Raw genomic sequence first — 23,105 nt, 5'->3', positions numbered from 1 at the left:
CGACCGGGGCGGGCGGTGTCGTCGCCGGGGACCGGGGTCCGCGGGCGGGTCAGGAGTACCAGGTCGGCTCGGGCAGCTCGTCGCGCAGCACCCACGCCCCGACCTCGCGCCGCTTGTAGGCGACCGGGTCGTGGAGGGTGTGCGTGCGGACGTTGCGCCAGAACCGGTCGAAGCCCAGCTCCGTGGTCGTCGCGCGGGCCCCGAGGCCCTCGAAGATCCCCGAGGTGATCTCCAGGGCGACGTCGGTGGCACGCGCCTTCACCGCGGCGACCCGCACCTCGTGCCGGCCACGCTGCTCGGCGGTGACGCCGTCGGCGTCACGGTGGATCACCTGCTGCTCCTGCGCGACGGCGTCGGCCAGCGCCTCCACCGCCCACAGCTTCGCGTGCAGGTCGCCGTAGAGGTCGAGCTGGTAGGGCTCGTCGACGGCGCGCTCGTGGCCGCCGTGGAGCCACGGCCGGGTCCGCTCGCGGGTGAAGCGCGCCGCGGTCTCGAGCGCCCCGCGGGCGATCCCGAGGTAGAACTCCACGAAGACGAGCTGGATGATCGGAACGTTGAGCGTGTTGTAGACCCGCGGCGTGAACACCCTGTCGGTGAACCCGGCGGCCGCCGCCCACGGCACCCGGACGTCGGTGATCGTGACGCTGCCGGACTCGGTGAGGCGCTGGCCGATGTTGTCCCAGTCGTCGCCGAAGACGATGCCCTCCTGGTGGCTCGGCACGATGGCGAAGACGTGGGTGTCGGTCTGCTCGATCACCCCCTCCAGCACGGTCACGTCGGAGACCTTGCTGCCGGTGGAGAAGGACTTGCGGCCGGAGTACACGAGCTCGTCGCCCTCGTCGCGGATGGTCAGCTCGGCGTCGCGCGGGTTGACCGCGCCTCCGAAGAACCAGCGGTTGCGGGTGGCGTCGGCCTCGACCGCCGCGATCTGCTCGGGCGTCCCGACCAGCCGGGCGGCCCAGAACCAGAGCAGGTGGTAGCCGAGCAGCTGGCCGATGGAGCCGTCGCCCGCGGCGACCTCGCGGATCACCCGGTAGGCCAGCGGCCACTCCTGTCCGCCGCCCCCGTGCTCGACCGGCCCCAGGATGGTGACCAGGCCGGAGTCCTTGAGCAGGGCGACCTCGTCGTGCGGGGTGGCGCCCGCCCGGTCGCGGGCCGCGGCGTCACGCTCCAGGACACGGCGGACGTCGCGGGCCCGGGCCAGCCAGCCCGGTGCGTCGGTGGGCGTGGTGGACCAGTCGAGCGACTCGACGGTGGTGGGCTCGGAACGGTTCTCGGTCGTGGTCACGGTGTGTCTCCTCGTCGTCGGAGAAAGGTGTCCGGGCGCGGCGGCGCACGATTCGGCGGATACGCGCGGGAATGCGCACCGGATCGGCGGAGAACGGTGGGCCCGGACGGGAGGGAACTGTCGGGGCGGTCACCGGCGACCGGGGTCGCCGGCCGCGGCGCAGGTCAGGGAGCCTGCTCCGCGGGGATGCCGGTCAGCGACAGAGCGACGAGGTCACACGCGAGAGGTCGACGTGGCGTCGACGGGTGAGCTCGGTGAACAGCACGGCCCCAGTGTTCGGGGAGAGCACGGTGGAAGTCAACGAGACGTTCCCGGGAATGGGACGCGGCGCGGGATGTCCGGTCAGGACGGGCCCCGGGAACGCGGACGGGCCCGGCGACGACGGTCGCCGGGCCCGTGCGGACGGTGTCGCTCAGACGGTGGTGAGCTGCGGCTCGCGGGCGGCCAGCTCGGCCTCCTTCTCGCGGATGATCGGCAGCACCTTCGCGCCGAAGTACTCGACCTCCTCCTGGAAGTGCAGGAAGCCGAGCAGCAGCAGGTTCGCGCCGCGCCGCTTGTACTCGATCGCGCGGTCGGCGATCTGCTCCGGGGTGCCGATCAACTGGGTCTTGAAGCCGTCGTTGTACTGGACGAGGTCCTCGAACGACGAGTCCGCCCACATCCCGCGCTTGTCGCCGGTGGAGTTGCCGGCCTGCTGGACGGCGTCGCGGAAGCCCTCGACGGCGGGCCGGTTGGCCTTCTCGATGATCTCGCGCAGGGTGTCCCGGGCCTCCTTCTCGCCGTCCCGGGCGATCATGAAGCCGTTCAGGCCGAACCGGACGGGCTGCAGCCGCTCGGCGGTCTTCGCGTGGCCGAGGACCTCCTCGACCTGCTCGGAGAAGCCGTCGTAGTCCTTGCCGTTGGAGAAGTACCAGTCCGACACGGTGCCGCCGTTGTAGCGGGCCGCGGTGGAGTTGCCGCCCTGGAAGATCTCCGGGTGCGGACGGCCGGGGACCTCGACCGGGCGGGGCTTGAGGTCGAAGTCGCGGATCCGGTAGAAGTCGCCGGCGAATTCGGCGCCGCCGTCGGAGGTCCAGATCTCGCGCAGCACCCGGATGAACTCGTTGCTGCGGCGGTAGCGCTCGTCGTGCTCGAGCCACGGCTGGCCCATCGCGGTGAACTCGGCCTTCAGCCAGCCGGAGACGATGTTGACCGCGAGCCGGCCGTTCGTCAGGTGGTCGGCGGTCGCGACCCACTTGGCCAGCACCGAGGGCTCCCACAGGCCGGGGTGGACGGCGGCGATCACCTTGAGCCGCTCGGTGGCCAGGCCCAGCGCGAGGGAGAACGCGGTGGCCTCGTGCTGGTGGTCGGCGCCGTAGCTGGCCATGTAGCGGATCTGGGACAGCGCGTACTCGAAGCCGTTGTTCTCGGCGGTCTGCGCCAGCTTCCTGTTGTACTCGAAGCCCCAGTCGGTGCGCTGTTCGATGGTGCTGGTGACCAGCCCGCCGGAGACGTTCGGGACCCAGTACGCGAACTTCAGCGGCTCCTGGATCCGGGTGTTGGGCGTGGTGGCGAGAGCATCGGACACGGGAGACTCCTCGGGGGTGTGCCGGGCACGGCAGACGGGCACACGACGGCGCCGGAAAGTGAGGGAAGAGGGAGGAAACGGACCTGCGGTGACGCGATCAGCGACAGGCCTGGCTCACGACGACGAGGTTGTCGACGTGACGGCGTCGGGTCAGCAGGAAGCCGGTCACGCTTCCACCGAACCCGTGGAGCGGGTTGTTGTCAACCGGATGCCGGGGAGATCACCACGGGTCCTCACCGGTGGACCGGGTCGACGCCGAGCAGACCGTGCGCCAGGCCGCCGAGCAACCCCACGAGCCGGTGCTGGTCCAGGCCGCTGCGGAAGAACAGCGTCGACTGGATCGCGCCGACGCAGGCGTGCACCAGCACGCGCAGCTCGCCGTCGGACAGGTCCGGACGCAGCGGGGCGAGCACGTGCACCCAGTCCTCGACGTGGTGGCGCTGACGGCGACGCAGGTCGCGGCGGGCCTCGGCGGGCAGGGTGTGGACCTCGCCGTAGTAGACGGCGAACTCGGTGCGGTTCTCGGTCACCAGCCGGATGTGGTCGGCCACCAGGACGGTCAGCGTCTCGCGCTCGGGCGTGCCCGCGGCCAGCGCCGCCGCCGCGGAGGCCTCCAGCCGGGCCATGCCGCGGTCGAGCAGGGCGAGCAGGACCGCCTCCTTCGAGGCGAAGTGCCGGTAGATCCCGGACCCGACGATGCCGGCCTCGGCGCCGATCTCGGCCATCCCGACGGTGTGGAAGCCGCGACCGGCCGCGAGCCGGGCCGCCGCCTCGAGGATCCGCTCCCCGCGTTCCGGGTCGCGCCGCCGCGGGGGTCCCGCGGTTCCGGAGCTGGTTCGCGTCGGCATCTATCCAGCATCGCATCCGCGCGGTACGGTCCGCCATAAGTGAACAACGGATCACTAGGGAGTCGGCGTGGACTTCACCGAGACCGACGAGGAACGCGATCTGCGGGCGGCCGTCGCCGCCATCGCGGCCTCCTACGGCAGCGAGTACTACCTGCGGTGCGCCCGGGAGGGCAGGCACACCCACGAGCTGTGGAAGGCCATGGGGCAGGCCGGGTTCCTGGGCGTCAACGTCGCCGAGGAGCACGGGGGCGGTGGCGGCGGGCTCGTGGAGCTGTCCATCGTCTGCGAGGAGGCCGCGGCACAGGGCGCCCCGCTGCTGCTGGTGCTGGTGTCCGCCGCGATCTCGGCCGAGGTGATCGGGGAGTTCGGCTCGGAGGAGCTGCGCCGTCGCTGGCTGCCCGGGCTCGCCGACGGCTCGACCAAGGTGGTCTTCGCGATCACCGAGCCGGAGGCGGGGTCCAACACCCACCGGATGGCGACCCGCGCCGACCGCGACGGCGACGACTGGGTGCTCACCGGCACCAAGCACTACATCTCCGGCACCGACGACGCCGAGGCCGTGCTGGTCGTCGCGCGGACCGGGAGGGCGCCGGACGGGAAGGCGCGCCTGAGCCTGTTCGTCGTGCCGGTCGACTCGCCCGGGCTGACCCGCACCCCGCTGCCGGTGGACCTCATCGCCCCGGACAAGCAGCACGTCCTGCACTTCGACGACGTCCGCGTCCCGGCGGGCAACCTGGTCGGCGCCGAGGGCGACGGGTTCCGCCAGGTCTTCCGCGGGCTCAACCCCGAGCGGATCACCGGCGCCGCGCTCGGCGTCGGCATCGCCCGGTTCGCGCTGGCCAAGGCGGCCGACTACGCCCGCACCCGGCAGGTCTGGGACACCCCGATCGGTGCCCACCAGGGCGTCTCGCACCCGCTGGCGCGGGCCCGGATCGAGACCGAGCTCGCGGCGCTGATGACCCGCAAGGCCGCGTGGCTGCACGACCGCGGGATGCCCGCGGGCGAGGAGTCCAACATGGCCAAGTACGCGGCGGCCGAGGCGGCGACGCACGCCGTCGAGGCGGCCATGCAGACCCACGGCGGCAACGGTCTGGCGAGCGAGTACGGGCTGATCCCGTACTGGGGGATGGCCCGGCTCATGCAGGTCGCGCCGGTGAACCGCGAGATGATCCTCAACCACGTCGCCCAGCACGGGCTCGGACTGCCGAGGTCGTACTGATGGGGGCCGGCGAGCTCGACCGGAACCTGATCGGGCGGGTCAACGTCGCCGACGCGCTCGGCCGCAGCGCCGCCGCCCGGCCGGGGCGGACCGCCGTCGTCGACGGGGAGCGGTCCTGGACCTACGCCGAGCTGGACGCCTGGGTGGACCGGCTGGCCCGCGGGCTGGCCGCGCGCGGCTGGACCCGCGGCGACGCGCTCGCGCTGGCCTCGGGCAACAGCGCCGAGTTCCTCGCCGTCTACTACGCCTGCGCCCGCCTCGGCCTGGTCTGCGTGCCGGTGAACCTGGGCTGGCGCCCGGACGAGGTCGCCTACGTCCTGGGCCACTCCCGGGCCCGCGGGATCGTCGTCGAGGCGCAGCTGGTCGCGGCGCTCGCGCCGGCCTGGGAGCAGGCTCCCGCGGTGACCGAGGTGTTCGTCGCGCCCGGCACCGGCGGGCCGGCCGGCACCGGGGTCCCGCTGGCCGACGTCGAGGCCGGGGGAGGGGACGGCGCCGGGCCGGTCGAGGTGCTGGTCGAGGACCGGGACCCGCTGTCCTACCTGTACACCTCGGGGACGACGTCGTTCCCCAAGGGCGTCGTCACCTCGCACCTGGCGGTCACCCTGGAGTCGTTCTCCGCGGCGCTGGACTCGGGCTGGTCGGCGGCGGACAGCTTCCTGGCGATGATGCCGATGTTCCACACCGCGCAGCTCAACGCGTTCTGCACCCCGGCGGTGCTGGTCGGGGCGACGATCCACCTCTCCCGGGGGTTCGAGCCCGCCGCGTTCCTCGACACCGTCGAGCGCGAGCGGATCACCCAGGTGTTCGGACTGCCGATGATGTACCGGGCGGCGCTGGATCACCCCTCGTTCGCCGGGCGGGACCTGTCGTCGCTGCGGCGCGCGGTGTACGCGATGGCGCCGATGCCCGAGCCGCTGATCCGGGCCTGCCTGGACGGCTTCGGCTGCGACTTCGCGCTGCTGTTCGGGCAGACCGAGATGAGCCCGTGCACCACCCTGTTCCGTCCCGAGCACCAGCTGACCCACATCGGTGCGGTCGGCACCCCGATCACCGGGGTCCGGGTCGCGGTCATGGACTCCGGCGGGACCCTGCTCGGCCCGGGGGAGGAGGGCGAGATCGTCTACCGCGGCCCGTCCACCATGAACGGCTACCTCGACGACCGCGCCGCGACCGACGAGGCGTTCCGGCACGGCTGGTTCCACTCCGGCGACGTCGGCCGGCTCGGCGAGGACGGCGTGCTGTGGTTCGCCGACCGGGTCAAGGACGTGATCAAGACGGGAGGCGAGAACGTGGCCTCGCTGGAGGTCGAGCGGGCCGTCTACGCGGCCGCACCGGACGTCGCGGAGGCGGTCGTGGTCGGGCTGCCGCACGAGCGGTGGAGCGAGGCGATCACCGCGGTGGTCGTGCCCCGGCCCGGCGCGACGGTCGACCCGGAGGCGCTGCTGGTCGCGCTGCGCAAGCACCTCGACCCCTACAAGGTCCCGAAGGCGGTGATCGTCGCCGACGAGCTGCCGCGCACCTCGACCGGGAAGATCCGCAAGAACGTCGTCCGCGAGACCCACGCCGGCCACTACGGTCCGCCCTAGCCGACACGCACCACGGGGCGCCGGGCCATGTCGGGCTCGGCCTCCCGCAGGATCTCCCGGGTGATCGGGGCGACCTCACCGACGCCGGTGGACAGGTACCGGTTGAAGTGGCGCACCGGGTTGCCTTCGGTCCGACGCCGGTCAGGCACATGACCTTCCACCAGGCGTGGCGCGGGTGCTCCGGTTCGGGCCGGGCGTGCGGACCCTGCCGGTCGGGGACGGTGCGCGTCCTGCAGGAGCCGGGAGTCCACCCGGTTGCGGACCCGCCGCGGGGCCTCGGTGATCGCCACCGGCCCAGGATTGCGCTACGACACCGTCGGCGCCGCTCCTGCGGGCGGATCGTCCGGGTCCGGTGGGATGACGGTGGCCGCGTCGGTGCAGGCGAGCAGCGCACCGGCGAGCGGGCCGCGCCCGGCGACGAGCTCGACGACCCGCGCGTCGTAGCCGCGGACCTCGAGGAACCGGGCGGCGTCGCGCTGCGGGTCCCCGGTCCGGCGGGCGACCGGCGAGTGCCCGATGGGGTGCAGCACCGCGGCCGTCATCAGCAGGCCCCGGTCGTGCCCGCCGTCCTCGGCGGCGGCGCGGGCCGCGATCGCCGCCCGCTGGGCGCGCTCCCACAGCTCCGGGCGCTGGTGGGCCAGCAGCGTCTCGGCGAGCGCGCGGGCGGCGTCGAACCCCATGACCCGATCCTGCCCCACCCGCCGTGGGGTGATCCGCTGCGCGCGCGGTGATCCGTGCCGCGCGTGCGTCCGGACGCGCGCGGCGCACGGATCACCGCGCGGACGACGACGCCCCGCGGCCGGTGCGGCCACGGGGCGTGTCGGGGCACCGACCGGGTCAGACCGTCTCGGACTCCCGGTCTCCCCGCTGGGCGCGGACCGCGCGGAGCACGACCGGGGCGACCAGCAGGATCGCGATCAGCGAGTACACGACGATCGCGAGCGGGGTGGAGACCAGCGTGGTGACGTCGCCGTCGGCGATCTGCAGGGCGCGGCGCAGCTGCAGCTCCGCGTCCGGTCCGAGGATGACGCCGATGATCGCCGGCAGCACCGGCAGCCCGAACCGGCGCATCAGGAACCCGATGCCGCCGATCGCGAGCAGCACCAGCAGGTCGACCGGCTGGCCGGACACCGCGTAGGCGCCGACACAGGCGAAGAACAGGATGCCCGCGTAGAGGTACGGCCGCGGGATCCGCAGCAGCTTCGCCCAGGCCGGGGCCAGCGGAAGGTTCAGCACCAGCAGCATGACCAGGCCGATGAACAGGCTCGCGATGAGCGTCCAGACCAGGTCCGGCTCCTTCTGGAACAGCAGCGGGCCGGGCTGGATGCCGAACTGCTGGAACGCGGCGAGCATGACGGCGGCGATCGCCGTCGTCGGCAGGCCGAGGGTCAGCATCGTCGCCAGCGTCCCCGCCGACGACGCGCTGGCCGCGGACTCCGGCCCGGCGACGCCCTCGATGGCGCCCTTCCCGAACTGCTCCGGGTGCTTCGAGAGCTTCCGCTCGGTCACGTACGCCATGAAGGTCGACATCTCGGCGCCGCCGGCCGGGATCGAGCCGAAGCCGAAGCCGATGAACGGGCCGCGCAGCCACGGCTTCCAGGTCCGCCGCAGGTCCTCGCGGCCCAGCCACGGACGCCCGACCGGGATGACCTCCTGCTTGCGTCGTCGCAGGTGGGCGGCCACCCACAGCGCCTCGCCGATCGCGAACAGCCCGACCGCGACGATGATGACGTCGATGCCGTCGGCCAGCTGCGGCACCCCGAAGGTGAGCCGCGGCTGCCCGGAGATCGGGTCGAGCCCGACCAGGCCGATCGTGAGGCCCAGGGCGAGCGCGGCGAACCCGCGGACCCGCGAGGCGCCCAGCACGCCGCTGACGGCGACGAAGGCCAGGACCATGATCGCGAAGTAGTCCGGGGCGCCGATGTCGACGGCCACCGAGGCGATCAGCGGGGCGACCAGGACCAGCCCGGTCACGCCGACGATGCCGCCGATGAAGTGCCCGATCGCGGCGGTGGCGAGCGCCTGGGCGCCGCGCCCGGACTTCGCCATCGGGTTGCCCTCGATGGCCGCCATCACCGAGGCGGACTCGCCGGGGGTGTTCAGCAGGATCGACGTCGTCGACCCGCCGAACATCGCCCCGAAGTAGATGCCGGCGAACATGATGAACGCACCGGTCGGGTCGAACGCGTAGGTCACCGGCAGCAGCAGTGCCACCGCCATCGCCGGGCCGATGCCCGGCAGCACGCCGATCGCGGTGCCGAGCAGCACCCCGAACGCGGCGAACAGCAGGTTCTGCGGGGTCAGCGCGTGCGCGAACCCGTTCATGAGCAGATCGAACGTGCCCATCAGCCGAACACCCCCATCAGCGGGCCGCCCGGGAGGTCGACGCCGAGCACGCCGTCGAACAGCACCCAGGTCAGCAGCGAGACCGCGGCGGCGATGCCGAGGTCGCGGAGCACCGCGCGCGAGCCGAGCGCGTAGGTGGCGCCGGCGAACAGGACGGTCCCGGCGATCGGCCAGCCGGCGAGCGGGATGAGCGCCGCCGTCGCGACGATCACCCCGGCCAGCATCCCGACCGTGCGCAGGTCCGCGGCGGTGCCGAGGTCGACGTCCTCGCCGCCCTCGGCCTCGCCGCGGCCGCCGCGCAGGACGTCGACGGTCAGCAGCGCCGCCAGCACCAGCAGCGCCGCGCCGAGCACGAACGCGACGGTGCGCGGTCCGAGCGGGTCGGACGCGCTGCCGCCGCCGCCCTCGGCGAGGGTGTCGCCGAGCACCAGCAGGCCGGTGAGGGCCAGCAGCACCGACACACCCAGCTCCGAGTGCTCCTTCCACCAGGAGCGAGCGGTCCCGGTGTCCCCCGTGTCCCCGATGGTCGTCACGTCAGCCCCAGCCCGGTCAGTACCCGCTCGACGCGGGCGTCCTCGTCGGCCAGGAACCGGCCGAACTCCGGCCCCGGCAGGTACGCGTCCTGCCAGCCGTTGCGTGCCAGCACCTCGCGCCACTCCGGCGTCGTGTGCAGCTCGGCGTAGGCGCGCTCCAGCTCGGCGACGCCCTCGGGGTCCAGCCCCGGCGGCGCGACGACACCGCGCCAGTTGGTGAACTCGACGTCGATGCCGGACTCGCGCAGCGTCGGCGCGTCGAGGCCGGGGATCCGCTCGCCCGCGGTCACCGCGAGCACCCGCAGGTCGCCCGAGGCGATCTGGTCGGCGAACTCGCCGAGCCCGGACACCCCGAACGCGACCTTGCCGCCGAGGACGGCGGCGAGCAGCTCGCCGCCGCCGTCGTAGGAGACGTAGTTGACCGCGCGCGGGTCCACGCCGGCGCCCTCGGCCATCAGCATCGGGGCCAGGTGGTCCGGGCCGCCGGGGGAGGAGCCGCCGCCGACCGGGGTCTTCCCGGGGGCCGCCCGCCAGGCGGCCAGCAGGTCGCCCACGTTCCGGTAGGGCGAGTCACCGGGGACGACGACGATCTCGGTCTCCTCGGTGAGCCGCGCGATCGGTGTGGTCTGCTCGAGCGTGGCCGGCGAGTCGTTGGAGTACACGCTCCCGACCACGCCCAGGCCCATGCTCATCACGAGCCGGTCGTCGCCGGCCTCGTTGACGGTCCGGCCGAGACCGACCGTGCCGCCCGCACCGGGCAGGTTGAAGACCTCGACCGACCCGGTCAGCCCGGCGTCCTCCATGGCCTTGGCCGCGCTGCGGGCGGTGACGTCGTAGCCGCCGCCGGGGGCGTTCGGGACCAGCATGCGCAGCCCGCGGAGCTGGGTGCCGTCGCCGCCGCCCCCGATCGCGCCCACCGCGGGCGGGACGAGGAGCAGGGCGGCCAGCACGGCCACCACCGTGCCGAGGAGAGGGCCGACCCGGGGCCGCGGCACGGGCGACGTGGGGTCGTCCGGCGGGGGCCGGTCCTGCGTTCGTGGAGGAGCCGTCTGAGGCATCTGCGTCCGATCTCACCGTTGCGAAGCGAACGCGGTGAAGTGTGCGGAGTCACGCCTCCGATGTCTCCGTAACGGCCACAACGGTCGTTGTGGTCGTTACGGTCACCGCGGCCCGGGTGCGCGGGTCAGCGTGACCGCAGCCCCAGCTCGCCCAGGACGTGCTCCACCCGCTCGTTCTCGGCGGCGGTGAACCGGGCGAAGTCCGCGCCCGGGAGCCAGGCGTCGCGCCACCCGTTCGCGGCCAGCACCTGCCGCCACTCGGGGGTGTCGCGCATCGCGGAGACGGCGTCGGCCAGCGCGGCGCGGTCGGCGTCGCTCAGCCCGGGCGGCGCGACCAGCCCGCGCCAGTTGCTGAACTCCACGTCCACCCCCGCCTCGCGCAGCGTCGGCACGTCGAGGCCGGGTACCCGCTCGCCCGCGGTCACCGCGAGCACCCGCAGGTCACCGGACCCGATCTGGTCGGCGAACTCGCCCACCCCGGACACCGCGAAGGCCACCTCGCCGCGCAGCACCGCCGCGAGCAACGGGCCCCCGCCCTCGTAGGACAGGTAGCGGACCCGGGCGGGCGCGATGCCGGTGCCCTCGGCGAGCAGCATCGTGGCGAGGTGGTCCGGCCCGCCGACGCTCGAGCCGCCGCCCACGGTGAGCCCGCCGGGGGCGGCGCGCCAGGCGTCGAGCAGCGCGCGGACGTCGCGGTAGGGCGAGTCCGCGGGCACGACGACGATCTCCGACTCCTCGGTCAGCCGCGCGATCGGCGTGGTGCCGGCGAGCGAGAGCGGGGTGTCGCGGGACGCGGTCGCCCCGACGATCCCGAGCCCCATGCTCATCAGGAGCCTGCCGTTGCCCGCCTCGCCCTCGACCCGGCCGAGCCCGGCGATCCCGCCGGCACCGGACAGGTTGAACACCTCGACCGGGCCGGCGATCCCGGTGTCGGACAGCACCTTGGCCGCGCTGCGGGCGGTGACGTCGTAGCCGCCGCCGGGTGGGTTGGGGACCAGGATGCGCAGGTCGGACAGCGGCCGCGGCCCGTCGGTCAGCACGATCGGGACGACGACCGCGGCGAGGGCCAGCACGAGCACCACGACCAGCGAGACGACCGGTCCCCGGCGGGCGCGGCGGGCGATCCCGCCGGGCCGCGTCACCGTCCCCGCCATGCCCACCCGCCCGTCGCCGTGCCGCCGCCGGTGAGTCTGCGCGTCCGCGGCCGGGCCGGTCCACCGAGGGTGAGCCGCGCGACGCGTCGTGGTCCCACCGCCTCGCGTGGCCGCCGCCGTCGCCGCACGTCCTACGCTGGGCGCATGCGACGGCGCGCCGGGGGGACGGGTGGACCGCTGGCCCGCCAGTTCCTCGTCTGGCAGCTGGTGGTCGTGGTCGTGCTGCTCGGCGCGGTCGCGGCGCTGGCCGCCGTGCAGTCCTCGGAGTCGTTCCGCGAGACCCAGGGACGCCGGATGCTGTCGGTCGCCGAGGACGTCGCGTCCGTACCGACCGTGCGCGAGGCGTTGCAGACCCGCCGCTACGACCTGCTTCCGTCGTTCGCCCGCAGCGCGGAGAACCTGTCCGGGGCCGACGAGATCGAGATCGTCGACGCCGGTCTGGTCGTGCGCACCTCACCGGACCCGTCCCGGGTCCGGCAGCGGTTCGACCCCGGTGCCAGCACCGCGCCGCAGGGCCGGGCCTGGGTCGGCAACCCCGACGGGCGCGCCGTCGTCGCCCAGGTGCCGGTGATCGACGACAGCGGCGCCGTCGCCGGACTGGTGTCGGCCGGGATCCGCGCCCCGTCGCTGTGGGAGTCCCTCGCCGGGGCCCGCGCGGAGACCGGCGCGCTGCTGGGGCTGGCCCTGGGCGTCGGCGTCCTCGGGTCGCTGCTGCTCGCCCGGCGGGTCCGCCGCCAGACCCTCGGCCTGGAGCCCGACGAGATCGTCGAGCTGGTGCAGCGCCGCGAGGCGATGCTGCTCGGCATCAAGGAGGGCGTGGTCGGGCTGGACACCGCCGACCGGATCACCCTGCTCAACCCGGTCGCCCGCGAGCTGCTGGAGCTGCCCGGCGCCCGCGAGGGCGACGCCGTCGCCGCCCTCGGCCTCGACGACCGGCTCCGCGAGGTCCTCACCGGTGCCGCCGACGGCGAGGACCAGCTCGTGCTGCGCGACACCCGGGCCCTGGTGCTCAACCGCCGCCCGGTCCGCGTCGACGGCCGCGACGTGGGCGCCGTGGTCACCCTGCGGGACCGCACCGAGCTCACCACCCTGCAGCACCGGCTCGACGCCTCGCACACCGTCACCGACACCCTGCGCGCCCAGGCCCACGAGTTCTCCAACCGGCTGCACACCATCGCCGGGCTCACCGAGCTCGGCGAGCACGACGAGGTGCGCCGGTTCGTCGCCGGGATCGTCGCCGCCTCGGAGGGGTGGCGCCGCGAGGTCACCGCCAGCGTCGGCGACCCGGCGACGGCCGCGCTGCTCGTCGCGAAGAACAGCCAGGCCGCCGAGCGCGGCGTCGAGCTGGCCCTGGACCCGGAGTCCCGGCTCGACCCGACCGACCCCGACCACGACCCGGACCTGTCCGCCGACCTCGTGACCGTGCTCGGCAACCTGATCGACAACGCGATCGACGCGACCGCCGGGCGGGACGGCCCGCGCCGGATCGAGATCGGGCTCGCCGGCGGCGGCGACACCGACGGCGACGAGGTCTGGGTCGAGGTCCGCGACTCCGGCCCCGGGATCGCCTCCGAGCTGGCCGAGGAGGTGTTCCGGGCCGGCTACTCGACCAAGGCCGCCGAGATCGGCGGCCGCGGGCTCGGCCTGGCCCTGGCCCGGCAGGCGTGTCTGCGCCGGGGTGGCACCATCGCGGTGCGGCCGGCGCCGGCGGGCCGGGTCGGTGCGGTGTTCGAGGCGGTGCTGCCGGTGGCGCCGACGGGGGTGCGGGTGTGAGGGTCCTGGTCGTCGACGACGACTTCATGGTCGCGAAGGTCCACTCCGGCTACGTGGAGCGGATCGAGGGCTGCACCGTGGTCGGCGTCGCGCACAACGGCGCCGACGCCCTCGACGCCGCCGCCCGGCTCCGCCCGGAGCTGGTGCTGCTCGACGTCTACCTCCCCGACATGTCCGGCCTGGAGGTGCTGACGCGGCTGCGCACCGGGGCCGCCGACGACCCGTTCGTGCTGGTCGTGACCGCCGCCGACGACTCCGACACGGTCGCCGCCGCCCTGCACGGCGGCGCGCTGCACTACCTCGTCAAGCCGTTCGACTCCGCCGCGCTCGCCGCCCAGGTGCACCGCGCGACGCGGATCAGACGCGACCTGGACCGGGTCCGCGACCAGTCCGACATCGACCGGCTCTTCGGCGGCACCGGCGCCGCCCCGGCCCGCACCCCCGGCGGCCCGGAACGGATGCCGAAGGGGCTGACCACCCCGACCGCGGAGCTCGTCGCGGGCACCCTGCGCGCGCACTCGGGGACCGACGCGGAGGCGGACCTGTCGGCGACCGAGTGCGCCGAGGCCACCCGGCTGTCCCGGGTCAGCGCACGCCGCTACCTGGAGCACTTCGTGTCGACCGGGCAGGTCACCGTACGACTGCGCTACGGCGGCACCGGCCGTCCGGAGCGCCGCTACCGCTGGGTCGGCTGACCGGCCCCCCGCAGCGCCTCCGCCCGCGATGCCGCCGGCTCGGCCTCCGCCTGCGGTGCCGCCGGGTCGGCCTCCGCCTGCGGTGCCGCCGGCTCGGCCTCCGCCTCCTCGGCCTCGGCGGCGTGCTCCAGCAGCACCGCCGCGATCGGCTCGCACAGCAGGTCCGGCAGGGCGTGCCCCATCCCGTCCACCGTGACGAGCTGCGCGGCCGCCCCGATCCGCGCCGCCAGGTGGTCGGCGTGCGGCGGCGGGTGCACCGGGTCCTCCGGCGCCTCGACGACGAGCGTCGGCACCGTGACCGAGCCCAGCTCGACGCCGCGGTCCAGCCCGTCGGGATCGGCCTGGGCGTGCGCGGTGCACGGCTCGACCCGCCCGGCGTGCTCCATGATCCGCCGCTCCCGCGCGGCGAACTCCGCGGTGTCGAACGGCAGCACCCCGCCGGAGACGCGTCGCCAGTACTCGACCCGCCAGGCCAGCTCCCCGGCCTCGTCACGCGGGTCGCCCAGCTCCTGCCACATCCGCTGCACGTCCCGGGTCGGGCCGGGCAGGTCGGCGTCGCCGGTGTCGAGCGCCGCGGTGCACAGCAGCGTCGCGCTGACCATGCGGTGCGGCGCGTCGAGCGCGAGCAGCTGGACCAGCGTCCCGCCCATCGCCATCCCGACCAGGTGCGCCCGGTCGATCCCGCAGCCGTCGAGCACCGCGAGTGCGTCGGTCGCCAGGTCGGCGACGGCGTAGGGCCGGTCCTCGAACGCGTGGGTCGAACGGCCGGTGTCGCGATGGTCGTAGCGGACCACCCGGTGCCGCTCGCGCAGCACCTCGACCAGCGCGTCCGGCCAGCCGTACCCGGCCGAGCCCGCCCCGTTCACCAGCAGCACCGGCGCCGCCGGCGTCGGCCGGTGTGCGGGCAGGTCCTGCACCCAGAGGGTCACGCCCGGCTCGGTCTCGACCTCGCGTACGGTGCCGGCGATCTCCACATGCGCAGGCTGCCAGACCGGTGACGACCCGCCTCCGCCGACCGGGCCCTACCCGGAACGCGCGACGGCCCGGTCCGCACAGCGTGCGTACCGGGCCGTCGCGCGGAGCTGGGGAAGGTCAGCCGACCTTCTCGATCAGCGCGGCGCGCTGACGGTCGCCGAGGCCGGCGGCACGGCGCGACACGTCGATGCCGGCCTCCTCCATCACCTTGGAGACCTTCGCCGGGCCCCAGCCCGGGACGCTCTTGAGCAGGTCCGCGACCTTGGTCTTCCCGACGATCTGGTCGGTCTTCGCGCGACCCAGCACCGCGGGGATGGTCTCCTCGCCGCTGGCGATCTTGTCGCGGAGCTCCTTGCGGGCGGTACGGGCCGCAGCCGCCTTCTTGAGCGCCTCGGCGCGCTGCTCCGGGGTCAGGGTGGGCAGAGCCATCGCTGACAACTCCTCTCGGTTCACGCACCCCGCTCACCGGGGTGGACTGCCATCTCCGATCGCGTTACAGACTGGCAGAGACATCGCCACGACCTGCGGGAACCCCCTCCTCAGGGCGTGTCGGCCCTGTTCGGGGCCGTCCGTGGCGCTGCTCACCGCACCCGGGCGACCGCCCGTCGCACGGCGCGGGGTCGGGGCTGTTGCCGCAGGTCAGCGGCATGAAGGCCCGAGTTCGGTGACGTCGGGCTCACCCGTCGAGCACGGAGCGCAGTCCCGTGACGTCCCAGAGGGTCCGGACCTCGTCGATCCGGCCCTGCCGCACCCGCACCAGCTGCACCGCCAGCACCTCCGCCGCGCGTCCGGTGGGGGCGAGTCCGGGCACCAGCCACGGCAGCTCCCGGTCGTGGGTGAAGCGGACGCGGACCTCGTCGACCACCCGGCGGACGTCGACGGTGCGCGACACCCGGGTCCGGGTCAGCCCGGACGGCCGGGCCGCCGCGAGGGCGGCCAGGTGCGCGGCGACCGCGTCCCGGCCGTGGCCCCCGGCGCCGGTCGGCAGCTCGGTCCAGCTCACGTCGGTGGCCAGCGCGGCCGTCGCCGGGCCGGGGTCGCCCGCGGCGTAGAGCGCGTCCGCCGCGGCGTCCCAGAGCCGTGCGATGTCACGCATCAGGACCTGCATCGCCGGGGTCACCCGATCACGGTGCCACGCCCCGGCCCACCCGCGCACGCGACGACGCCCGGGGGCACGTGCCCCCGGGCGTCGGTCGTGGTGCGTGGCCGGCTCAGGCCGTGGCGGCCGGGCGCTCCTCGGGCGCGGGCGGCGTGCCGGGCGAGACCCGCGGGTCCAGCTCGGCGCGCTCGTCGGTCTTCTCGCCCAGCGGCTTCTCCGGGTCGACCGCCTTGTCGTAGGAGGCGGTGACGCTGATCAGCCGGTGCCCGCGGAAGCGGGCGTAGCGCAGCGACCGCAGCCAGTTGTAGAGCGTGCCGAAGCGGTTGCCCCAGCCGATCAGGAACATCACGTGCACGTAGCACCAGATGAAGTACCCGATCCAGCCGGTGAGCTTGATGCCGCGGACGTCGGCGACGGCCTCGCGGGCGCCGATGGTGGCCATCGAGCCCTTGTCGAAGTACTTGAACGGGGCCGGGGTGGTGTCGTCGCCCTTCGCCCGCGCCTTGATCAGCTTGCCGACGTAGGTGCCCTGCTGCATCGCGACCTGCGCGACGCCGGGGAGCCGGTCGATGGTGGAGACCATGTCGCCGATCGCGAACACGTCGCGACGGTCCGGCAGGCTGCAGTCCGGGTCCACGGTGAGACGGCCCGCGCGGTCCACCTCGCCACCGGAGGCCTTCGCCAGCAGCTCACCCAGCGGCGACGCCTGGACGCCCGCGGCCCACACCTTGGTGCGGGCGGTGATGCGCTCCTCGCCGTTCGGGCCCTTCACCGTGATGGAGTCGGCGTCCATCCCGGTCGCCATGGTGTTCAGGCGGACCTCGATGCCCTTCTTCTCCAGCGTCTTGCGCGTGTAGTTCTGCAGCTTCTTCGCGAACGGCGGGAGCACCGCCGGTGCCGCGTCGAGCAGGATGATCCGCGCGGAGCGGGTGTCGATCGACCGGTACTCACGCGGCAGCACGTACTGCGCCAGCTCGGCGAGCTGACCGGCGAGCTCGACGCCGGTGGGGCCGGCTCCGACGACCACGAAGGTCATCCACGCCTGCTTCTCCTCCTCGGTCGTCGCGACCTCGGCGAGCTCGTAGGCACCCAGGATGCGCGAGCGCAGCAGCCGGGCGTCCTCGATCGACTTCATGCCGGGCGCGTGCTCGGCCCACTCCGGGTGCCCGAAGTAGGCGTGCGTGGCGCCGGCGGCGACGACGAGGGTGTCGTAGGGCAGCACGATCCGCTGCCCGTCCGGCGCGGCCGCGTGGACGACCTTGGCCTCGAGGTCGATGTCGCCGACCTCGGCGAGCAGGGTGCGCACGTTGCTCTGCTTCTTCAGCACCCGGCGCAGGGCCGGGGCGATCAGGCCGGGGGACAGGATGCCCGTCGCGACCTGGTAGAGCAGCGGCTGGAAGAGGTGGTGGTTCGTGCGGTCGACGATCGTCACGTCGACATCGGCGCCCTTGAGCGCCTTGGCGGCCTGCACACCGCCGAACCCTCCGCCGACGATCACGACCTTGTGCCGGCCCTGCCGCTCGTCGTGCTCTGCCGTGCTCACCTGAGTCCGCCCCTTGTCGGTCGGTCCTGGCGCGGCGTCACCGCGCACCTGCTCGATGGCCGGTGTCGGTCCCCGCCTCCGGACCCTGAGTCCTGGTGTCGGCGGTGGACGGCGGCCGTCCTGGCCGGTCTCCGACCGTACGAACCCACGGCCGCCGGGGCAATTCGGATCGCTCCGGAAACGCCTTTCAGAGTCCGAACTCACACGGTGGGGGAGCGGAAGCCGGGATGCGGGTGCGCGCGACCGTGCGACGATGGAGCCCATGTGCGGGATCGTGGCTGCGTTCGGTGGACCCACGGCGTGGCCGGGCGGTGAGCCCGCCGACCCCGGGAAGTACGAGCGGATGCTCGCCCGGGTGGCGCACCGCGGCCCCGACGACACCGGCGTGCAGGTCGTGGGGAACACCTGGCTCGGGCATCAGCGCCTGTCGATCATGGACGTCAGCGGCGGGCACCAGCCGATGTCCGACGTCGCCCGCACCGCGTGGATCGTCGGCAACGGCGAGATCTACAACCACGAGCGCATCGCCAAGGCGTTCCCGGACGGCACGGTGCGCACCAAGTCCGACACCGAGGCCGCGCTGCACGCGGTGATGTGGGACGGCCAGGCCGCGGTCGCCTCCCTGAACGGCATGTTCGCCGTCGCCATGGGGCGCACCGACGGCGCCGGGCTCGTCGCCCGGGACCCGTTCGGCGTGAAGCCGCTGTACTGGGTGCCGCCGGCAGAGTTCCGTGACGGCGGCGGCGCGGCCGGGGCTGTCCCGTACACCGCGCCGGACCCGTCGGAGACGGTGCTGTTCGCCAGCGAGCTCCGCGCGTTCGACCCCGAGGACCGCCCGTACGTGCGCTCGTTCCCGCCCGGCTGCCTGTGGAGCCCGTCGTCGGGGCTGGTGCGGTTCGCCGACGCCGTGCCGGTCGAGGTCCGCCCGGCACGCCGCGCGATCCGTCCCGGCTGGGACGACGCGGACCTGTCCCGGGTGCGCGAGGCCGTGGTGTCCGCGGTCCGTCGCCGGATGATGTCCGACGTCGGTGTCGGCGTGTTCCTGTCCGGTGGCCTGGACTCGGCGCTGGTCGCGGCCATCGCCGCGCAGGAGGCCCGGGCCCGCGGCGAGCAGCTGCCCACCTTCGCCGTCGGGACCGCCGAGTCCGGTGACCTGATCGCGGCCCGCAAGGTCGCCGCGCACATCGGGTCGGACCACCACGAGATCCTGGTGACCCCCGAGGACATCGCCGAGGCCCTCGACCACGCCGTCGAGGTCATCGAGCACTACGACCCGGCCCTGGTCCGCAGCGCGGTGCCCAACCTGATCCTCGCCCGCGAGGCGGCGAAGAAGGTCAAGGTCGTGCTCACCGGGGAGGGCGCCGACGAGCTGTTCGCCGGTTACTCCTACATCCACGGCCCCGAGTACGCCGACCCGGACACCCTGCAGGCCGAGCTGGTCCGCTCGCTGGAGCAGCTGCACCACCTCAACCTGCAGCGCTGCGACCGCACCACCATGTACTTCGGCCTGGAGGCCCGCGAGCCGTTCCTGGACTCCGGCCTGGTCCGGGCCGCGCTGGCGCTGCCGCCGGAGTGGAAGCAGTGCCCGGACGGCCGCCCCGAGAAGGCGATCCTGCGCGAGGCGTTCGAGGGCTGGCTGCCCGAGGACCTGCTGTGGCGCGGCAAGGAGCAGTTCGGCGCCGGCTCCGGCGCCGGCACCGTGCTCGCCGAGCTGGCCGCCCGCAAGGCCGCCGCCGCGGCCGACGCCGGGGAGACCGACGGGGTGCCCGAGCACCCGTCCGACTCCTGGCCGCTGCGCAGCGAGGAGGAGGTCCTCTACCACGGGATCTGGCGTTCCCACTTCGACGGGATCCGGCCGGACCACGTGCTCGGGGCGTTCGCGACGGCCTGAGCCGCAGGTCGGCCCCGGGTCAGCCCCGGGCCCGGGCCGCCCGGTCGGCGCGGGACGCGTCGGCGAGCTCCTTCAGACCGGGGGTGTCGTCGCCGTCGCCCCAGCTGTCCGGGTCCCACAGCCCGGCCGCGGTCAGCGCCCGGCCGCAGTGCACGTAGGCGTCGTGCACGTCGACCAGCAGCGCCAGCGGCGGTGGCCGGTGGGCCGCCGGGCCCCGGGCGTCGGCGTCGGACGGCCCCCACAGCGCCAGCACCCCGGGGTCCCGGGTGACCCGGGCCCGGCCGTGCACGCGCAGCACGTGGGCCGAGCGCGGCACGCAGAACGTCAGGCCGACGCCGTCGCGTGCGAGCAGGTTGCGCATGCTGTCGACGCGGCGGTTGCCCGGTCGTTCCGGGACGGCGAGGCGGCGACCGCCGTCCAGGACCCGCACGGAGCCGGGCGCGTCGCCGCGCGGGGTCACCGTCACGGTGCCGTCGGCGGCGGTGGTGCCCAGGAAGACCAGCGGCGACGCGGCGACGAACCGGGCGGCGGCCTCGTCGACCCGGTCGGTGGACTTGTGCGCGACCAGCGGGTGCGGCTCCGCGACGACGGCGCGCAGGTCCTCCTCGGTCCGGATCCCGGAATCGTCGGCCGCGCCGGTGCCCGGTGCGGCGAGCGGGTGGTGCCGGCCGGCCGGGACGACCATCGGGGTGCCCGCGACCGGGTCGGGCACCACCCGCGCCTCCATCCCGAACACCCGGCGCACCAGGTCGGCGGTCATCGTCGTCGCGGGCGGGCCCTGCGCGACGATCGCGCCGTCGGCCATCGCGATCAGGTGGTCGGCGTAGCGGCAGGCCAGGTTCAGGTCGTGCAGGACGACGACGACCGTGCTGCCCCGCTCCCGGTTCCGGTCGACGAGCAGGTCCAGCACCTCGACCGCGTGCGGCAGGTCCAGGAACGTGGTCGGCTCGTCGAGCAGCAGCGCCCCGGTGTCCTGGGCCAGCACCATCGCGATCCACACGCGCTGGCGCTGACCGCCGGACAGCTCGTCGACCGGCCGGTCGGCCAGCTCCAGCACCCCGGTCGCGCGCATCGCGTCGGCGACGGCGGCGTCGTCGGCGTCGCCGCGGCCGCCGAACCAGCCCTGGTGCGGCGACCGGCCGCGTTCCACCAGGTCTGCGACGGTGATGCCGTCCGGGGCGGTCGGGGACTGGGGGAGCAGCCCGAGCCGCCGGGCCAGCTCTCGGCCGGGCAGCGTCCGGACGTCGGTGCCGTCGAGACGCACGGTCCCGGCGGCCGGGGCGACGATCCGACCCAGCCCCCGCAGCAGCGTGGACTTGCCGCAGGCGTTCGGACCGACGATCACGGTGATCCGGCCGGGCGGGACGTGCACGGTCAGGCCGTCGACGACGACGCGCTCGTCGTAGCGCAGGACCAGGTCGTCGGCGTCCAGCGCGGGCCCGGCGGGGGCGGTGGCGGGCGTGGTCACGGGGTTCCTCCGGTCCGGGAGCGGGCGAGCAGCCACATCAGGTAGGGGGCGCCGATCGCGCCGGTGACGACGCCCGCGGGCAGCGCGACCTCGGCGATCAGGGTGCGGGCGACGACGTCGGCGAGCAGCACCAGTGCGGCCCCGACCCCGGTGGCGTGCGGCAGCGACGCCCGCCCGGGGCCGGCGAGCCGCGCGGCGAGCGGCCCGCTGACGAGCGCGACGAACGAGACCGGCCCGGCCGCGGCGACCGCGGCGGCGACCAGCAGGACGGCCACCGCCAGCAGCGCGGCCCGGGCCCGGCCGACGGGCAGCCCGAGCGCGGTCGCGGTGTCGTCGCCGAGCTCCAGGCGGGGCAGCGCGCGGGCCAGCAGCAGCCCGGCCGGGACGAGCACGGCGCAGGCGAGCGCCAGCGGGACCGCGGTGGACCAGCCGGTCTCGGTGACGCTGCCGGTCAGCCAGACCAGCGTCTGCTGCGCCGTGGTCAGCGACGCGGTGATCATCAGGTAGGACACGACGGCCATCGCCGCCGACCCGATCCCGACCCCGACCAGCACGAAGCGGGTGCCGCCGAGGCCGTCGCGGCGGGCCAGGACGGTGATGAGCAGCGCCGCCGCGACGGCGCCGAGGACCGCGCCGGCCGAGGTCCCGGTGGCGGACAGGCCGAGCACGACCGAGGCGGTGACCGCACCGACGGCCGCACCGGCACCCACGCCGATCACGTCCGGGCTGGCCAGGGTGTTGCGCAGCACCCGCTGGAACAGCGCCCCGGCCAGGCCGAGCGCCGCGCCGACCAGCAACGCGGTCAGCGCCCGCGGCATCCGCAGCCGCAGGACCACCAGCTCGGTGCGCGGCGTGCCGAGCCCGGCGAGCGCGGCCGACACGTCGCCGGGACCGAGGCCCTGCGCACCGACCGAGAGGGAGGCGACGAACGCGGCGAGCGCGGCCGCGGTGACGGCGAGCCCGGCCGCCGCGCGCCGGCGTCGGGATCGGGCCCGGAGCCGACGCAGCACCGCGGTGGGGTCGTCGTCGAGGGTCGCGGCGGTCGTCATCGCAGGAACCTCCGCCGCCGGACCAGCGCGACGAACAGCGGGGCGCCGACCACGGCCGTCACCACCCCGGCCTGGACCTCGCCGGGCGGGGTGACGACCCGCCCGAGGACGTCCGCGGCCAGCAGCAGGACGGGCCCGGCGAGCGCCGCCAGCGGCAGCACCACCCGGTGGTCGGTCCCGGCGAGGCGACGCACCAGGTGCGGCACGGCCAGCCCGAGGAAGGCGATCGGTCCCGCGGCGGCGGTCGCCGCCCCGGCCAGCACGACCAGGGCCACCCCGCACACGGCACGGTCGGTCCCGACCGCGCGGCCGAACGACCGGGCGACGTCGTCGCCCAGCGCCAGCGCATTGAGCCGCGGACCGCAGGTCAGGGCCAGCGCGAGCCCCGCGACGACGAACGGTGCGGCCTGCGCAGCGATCCCCAGGTCCCGTCCGGCGACCGAGCCGACCTGCCAGAACCGGTAGTCGTCGAAGGCCTGGGGGTCGGTGAGCAGGAACAGGGTGGTGATCGACTGCAGGCCCGCGGCGAGCGCGGCGCCCGCCAGGGCCAGCGTGGCGGGGGAGACGCTGCCGCGCCGGCCGATCCCGGCCACCCCCGCGACGACGACGGCCGCCACCGCCGCCCCGGCGAAGCCGAACCAGACGTAACCGGTGAGGGTGTCGACGCCGAGCAGCGCGATCCCGAGCACGACGGCGAGCGCGGCGCCGGTGTTGAGCCCGAGGATGCCGGGCTCGGCGATCGGGTTGCGCGTCATGCCCTGCGCGAGCACCCCGGCCACGCCGAGCGCGGCCCCGGCGAGGACCGCCAGCACCGTGCGCGGCAGCCGCACCTCGGTGACGACGAGCGCGTCCGGCGAGGTCCGGTCGACGGCGCCGGTGAGCACGTCCAGCACGAACCCCGGCGCGAGCGGCCGGGCGCCGACCAGCAGGCCGAGCGCGGCCACGGTCAGCAGCGCGGCAGCCAGCCCGGCCGCGGCGGGCCACCGCCGGCGCCGCACCGTCGCACGTGCGCC

Annotated in this window: 22 protein-coding genes; 5 read left to right on the top strand and 17 right to left on the bottom strand. The window is 74.8% G+C overall.

Going from position 1 to position 23,105, the window contains the following annotated elements; genetic code table 11:
* Positions 1–49: 49 nt before the first annotated feature.
* The 4 genes from KPF22_RS23720 to KPF22_RS23710 form a co-directional block, all read right to left on the bottom strand.
* Positions 50–1,288: an acyl-CoA dehydrogenase family protein gene (locus tag KPF22_RS23720; RefSeq protein ID WP_208821416.1), complete on the bottom strand. Its 1,239-nt coding sequence runs from the start codon at positions 1,286–1,288 to the stop codon at positions 50–52.
* A 193-nt stretch (positions 1,289–1,481) separates the two neighbouring features.
* A complete protein-coding gene (locus KPF22_RS33730; protein ID WP_350590274.1) occupies positions 1,482–1,553 on the bottom strand; it encodes a putative leader peptide in 72 nt (23 codons plus the stop codon).
* 147 nt (positions 1,554–1,700) lie between these two features.
* Positions 1,701–2,819 carry a dimethylsulfone monooxygenase SfnG gene (gene sfnG / locus KPF22_RS23715; protein ID WP_208821499.1) on the bottom strand — a complete coding sequence of 373 codons (1,119 nt, stop codon included), beginning with the start codon at positions 2,817–2,819 and terminating at the stop codon, positions 1,701–1,703.
* Between the two features lie 269 nt (positions 2,820–3,088).
* Positions 3,089–3,703 carry a TetR/AcrR family transcriptional regulator gene (locus KPF22_RS23710; protein WP_062400803.1) on the bottom strand — a complete coding sequence of 205 codons (615 nt, stop codon included), beginning with the start codon at positions 3,701–3,703 and terminating at the stop codon, positions 3,089–3,091.
* Between the two features lie 67 nt (positions 3,704–3,770).
* Here KPF22_RS23710 and KPF22_RS23705 point away from each other — a divergent pair, with 67 nt between their 5' ends.
* Both KPF22_RS23705 and KPF22_RS23700 read left to right on the top strand, forming a co-directional pair.
* Positions 3,771–4,922 carry an acyl-CoA dehydrogenase family protein gene (locus KPF22_RS23705; RefSeq protein ID WP_073575484.1) on the top strand — a complete coding sequence of 384 codons (1,152 nt, stop codon included), beginning with the start codon at positions 3,771–3,773 and terminating at the stop codon, positions 4,920–4,922.
* Positions 4,922–6,508: an AMP-binding protein gene (locus KPF22_RS23700; protein WP_224403323.1), complete on the top strand. Its 1,587-nt coding sequence runs from the start codon at positions 4,922–4,924 to the stop codon at positions 6,506–6,508. The genes KPF22_RS23705 and KPF22_RS23700 overlap by 1 nt, the downstream gene beginning before the upstream one ends.
* Here the strand turns inward: KPF22_RS23700 and KPF22_RS23695 are convergent.
* The 6 genes from KPF22_RS23695 to KPF22_RS23670 all read right to left on the bottom strand — a co-directional run bounded on the left by KPF22_RS23695 (position 6,505) and on the right by KPF22_RS23670 (position 11,599).
* Positions 6,505–6,657 (bottom strand): hypothetical protein, encoded by a 153-nt coding sequence (locus tag KPF22_RS23695; RefSeq protein ID WP_224403322.1) that lies wholly within the window; start codon positions 6,655–6,657, stop codon positions 6,505–6,507. The genes KPF22_RS23700 and KPF22_RS23695 overlap by 4 nt on opposite strands.
* Before the next feature lie 156 nt (positions 6,658–6,813).
* On the bottom strand, positions 6,814–7,188 hold the full coding sequence (locus KPF22_RS23690; RefSeq protein ID WP_208821410.1) for a hypothetical protein: 375 nt from the start codon (positions 7,186–7,188) through the stop codon (positions 6,814–6,816).
* Between the two features lie 157 nt (positions 7,189–7,345).
* A complete protein-coding gene (locus tag KPF22_RS23685) occupies positions 7,346–8,854 on the bottom strand; it encodes a tripartite tricarboxylate transporter permease (RefSeq protein WP_208821408.1) in 1,509 nt (502 codons plus the stop codon).
* Positions 8,854–9,387 (bottom strand): tripartite tricarboxylate transporter TctB family protein, encoded by a 534-nt coding sequence (locus KPF22_RS23680; RefSeq protein WP_224403321.1) that lies wholly within the window; start codon positions 9,385–9,387, stop codon positions 8,854–8,856. The genes KPF22_RS23685 and KPF22_RS23680 overlap by 1 nt, the downstream gene beginning before the upstream one ends.
* On the bottom strand, positions 9,384–10,346 hold the full coding sequence (locus tag KPF22_RS23675; protein WP_224403320.1) for a tripartite tricarboxylate transporter substrate binding protein: 963 nt from the start codon (positions 10,344–10,346) through the stop codon (positions 9,384–9,386). The genes KPF22_RS23680 and KPF22_RS23675 overlap by 4 nt, the downstream gene beginning before the upstream one ends.
* Positions 10,347–10,570: 224 nt before the next feature.
* Entirely contained in the window at positions 10,571–11,599 is a 1,029-nt protein-coding gene (locus KPF22_RS23670) for a Bug family tripartite tricarboxylate transporter substrate binding protein (RefSeq protein WP_374107523.1), read from the bottom strand.
* A gap of 144 nt (positions 11,600–11,743) precedes the next feature.
* On the opposite strand from KPF22_RS23670, the gene KPF22_RS23665 reads away from it, so the two are divergent.
* Together KPF22_RS23665 and KPF22_RS23660 are read left to right on the top strand one after the other, a co-directional pair.
* Entirely contained in the window at positions 11,744–13,372 is a 1,629-nt protein-coding gene (locus KPF22_RS23665; protein WP_224403318.1) for a sensor histidine kinase, read from the top strand.
* On the top strand, positions 13,369–14,067 hold the full coding sequence (locus tag KPF22_RS23660) for a response regulator (RefSeq protein WP_073575477.1): 699 nt from the start codon (positions 13,369–13,371) through the stop codon (positions 14,065–14,067). Before KPF22_RS23665 ends, KPF22_RS23660 begins: the two co-directional genes overlap by 4 nt.
* Here KPF22_RS23660 and KPF22_RS23655 read toward each other — a convergent pair.
* The 4 genes from KPF22_RS23655 to KPF22_RS23640 all read right to left on the bottom strand — a co-directional run bounded on the left by KPF22_RS23655 (position 14,049) and on the right by KPF22_RS23640 (position 17,684).
* Positions 14,049–15,041: an alpha/beta fold hydrolase gene (locus tag KPF22_RS23655; RefSeq protein WP_224403317.1), complete on the bottom strand. Its 993-nt coding sequence runs from the start codon at positions 15,039–15,041 to the stop codon at positions 14,049–14,051. The two genes, KPF22_RS23660 and KPF22_RS23655, sit on opposite strands and share 19 nt — an antisense overlap.
* A 118-nt stretch (positions 15,042–15,159) precedes the next feature.
* A complete protein-coding gene (mihF, locus tag KPF22_RS23650) occupies positions 15,160–15,471 on the bottom strand; it encodes an integration host factor, actinobacterial type (protein WP_020621796.1) in 312 nt (103 codons plus the stop codon).
* A gap of 247 nt (positions 15,472–15,718) precedes the next feature.
* Positions 15,719–16,162: a nuclear transport factor 2 family protein gene (locus tag KPF22_RS23645; RefSeq protein ID WP_224403316.1), complete on the bottom strand. Its 444-nt coding sequence runs from the start codon at positions 16,160–16,162 to the stop codon at positions 15,719–15,721.
* A gap of 91 nt (positions 16,163–16,253) precedes the next feature.
* Positions 16,254–17,684, bottom strand: a complete 1,431-nt coding sequence (locus tag KPF22_RS23640; RefSeq protein WP_208821398.1) for an NAD(P)/FAD-dependent oxidoreductase — start codon at positions 17,682–17,684, stop codon at positions 16,254–16,256.
* A 253-nt stretch (positions 17,685–17,937) separates the two neighbouring features.
* Here KPF22_RS23640 and KPF22_RS23635 point away from each other — a divergent pair, with 253 nt between their 5' ends.
* On the top strand, positions 17,938–19,575 hold the full coding sequence (locus KPF22_RS23635) for an asparagine synthase-related protein (protein WP_308010458.1): 1,638 nt from the start codon (positions 17,938–17,940) through the stop codon (positions 19,573–19,575).
* 19 nt (positions 19,576–19,594) lie between these two features.
* Here KPF22_RS23635 and KPF22_RS33300 read toward each other — a convergent pair whose 3' ends face one another.
* From KPF22_RS33300 to KPF22_RS23610, 3 genes are read right to left on the bottom strand one after another with little or no spacing between them, the layout of a single operon-like run.
* On the bottom strand, positions 19,595–21,043 hold the full coding sequence (locus tag KPF22_RS33300; RefSeq protein ID WP_308010457.1) for an ATP-binding cassette domain-containing protein: 1,449 nt from the start codon (positions 21,041–21,043) through the stop codon (positions 19,595–19,597).
* Positions 21,040–22,092: an iron chelate uptake ABC transporter family permease subunit gene (locus KPF22_RS23615; protein ID WP_208821394.1), complete on the bottom strand. Its 1,053-nt coding sequence runs from the start codon at positions 22,090–22,092 to the stop codon at positions 21,040–21,042. Before KPF22_RS23615 ends, KPF22_RS33300 begins: the two co-directional genes overlap by 4 nt.
* The gene (locus KPF22_RS23610) at positions 22,089–23,090 is read right to left on the bottom strand and encodes an iron ABC transporter permease (RefSeq protein WP_208821392.1); all 1,002 of its coding nucleotides are present in this window, start codon (positions 23,088–23,090) and stop codon (positions 22,089–22,091) included. The genes KPF22_RS23615 and KPF22_RS23610 overlap by 4 nt, the downstream gene beginning before the upstream one ends.
* Positions 23,091–23,105: the final 15 nt, after the last annotated feature.

The organism is Pseudonocardia sp. ICBG1034 (assembly GCF_020131375.1).
GTDB classification, from domain to species: domain Bacteria; phylum Actinomycetota; class Actinomycetes; order Mycobacteriales; family Pseudonocardiaceae; genus Pseudonocardia; species Pseudonocardia alni.
The sequence above is the reverse complement of the archived record's forward strand: the minus strand, read 5'-3'. Positions and strand labels throughout refer to the sequence as shown.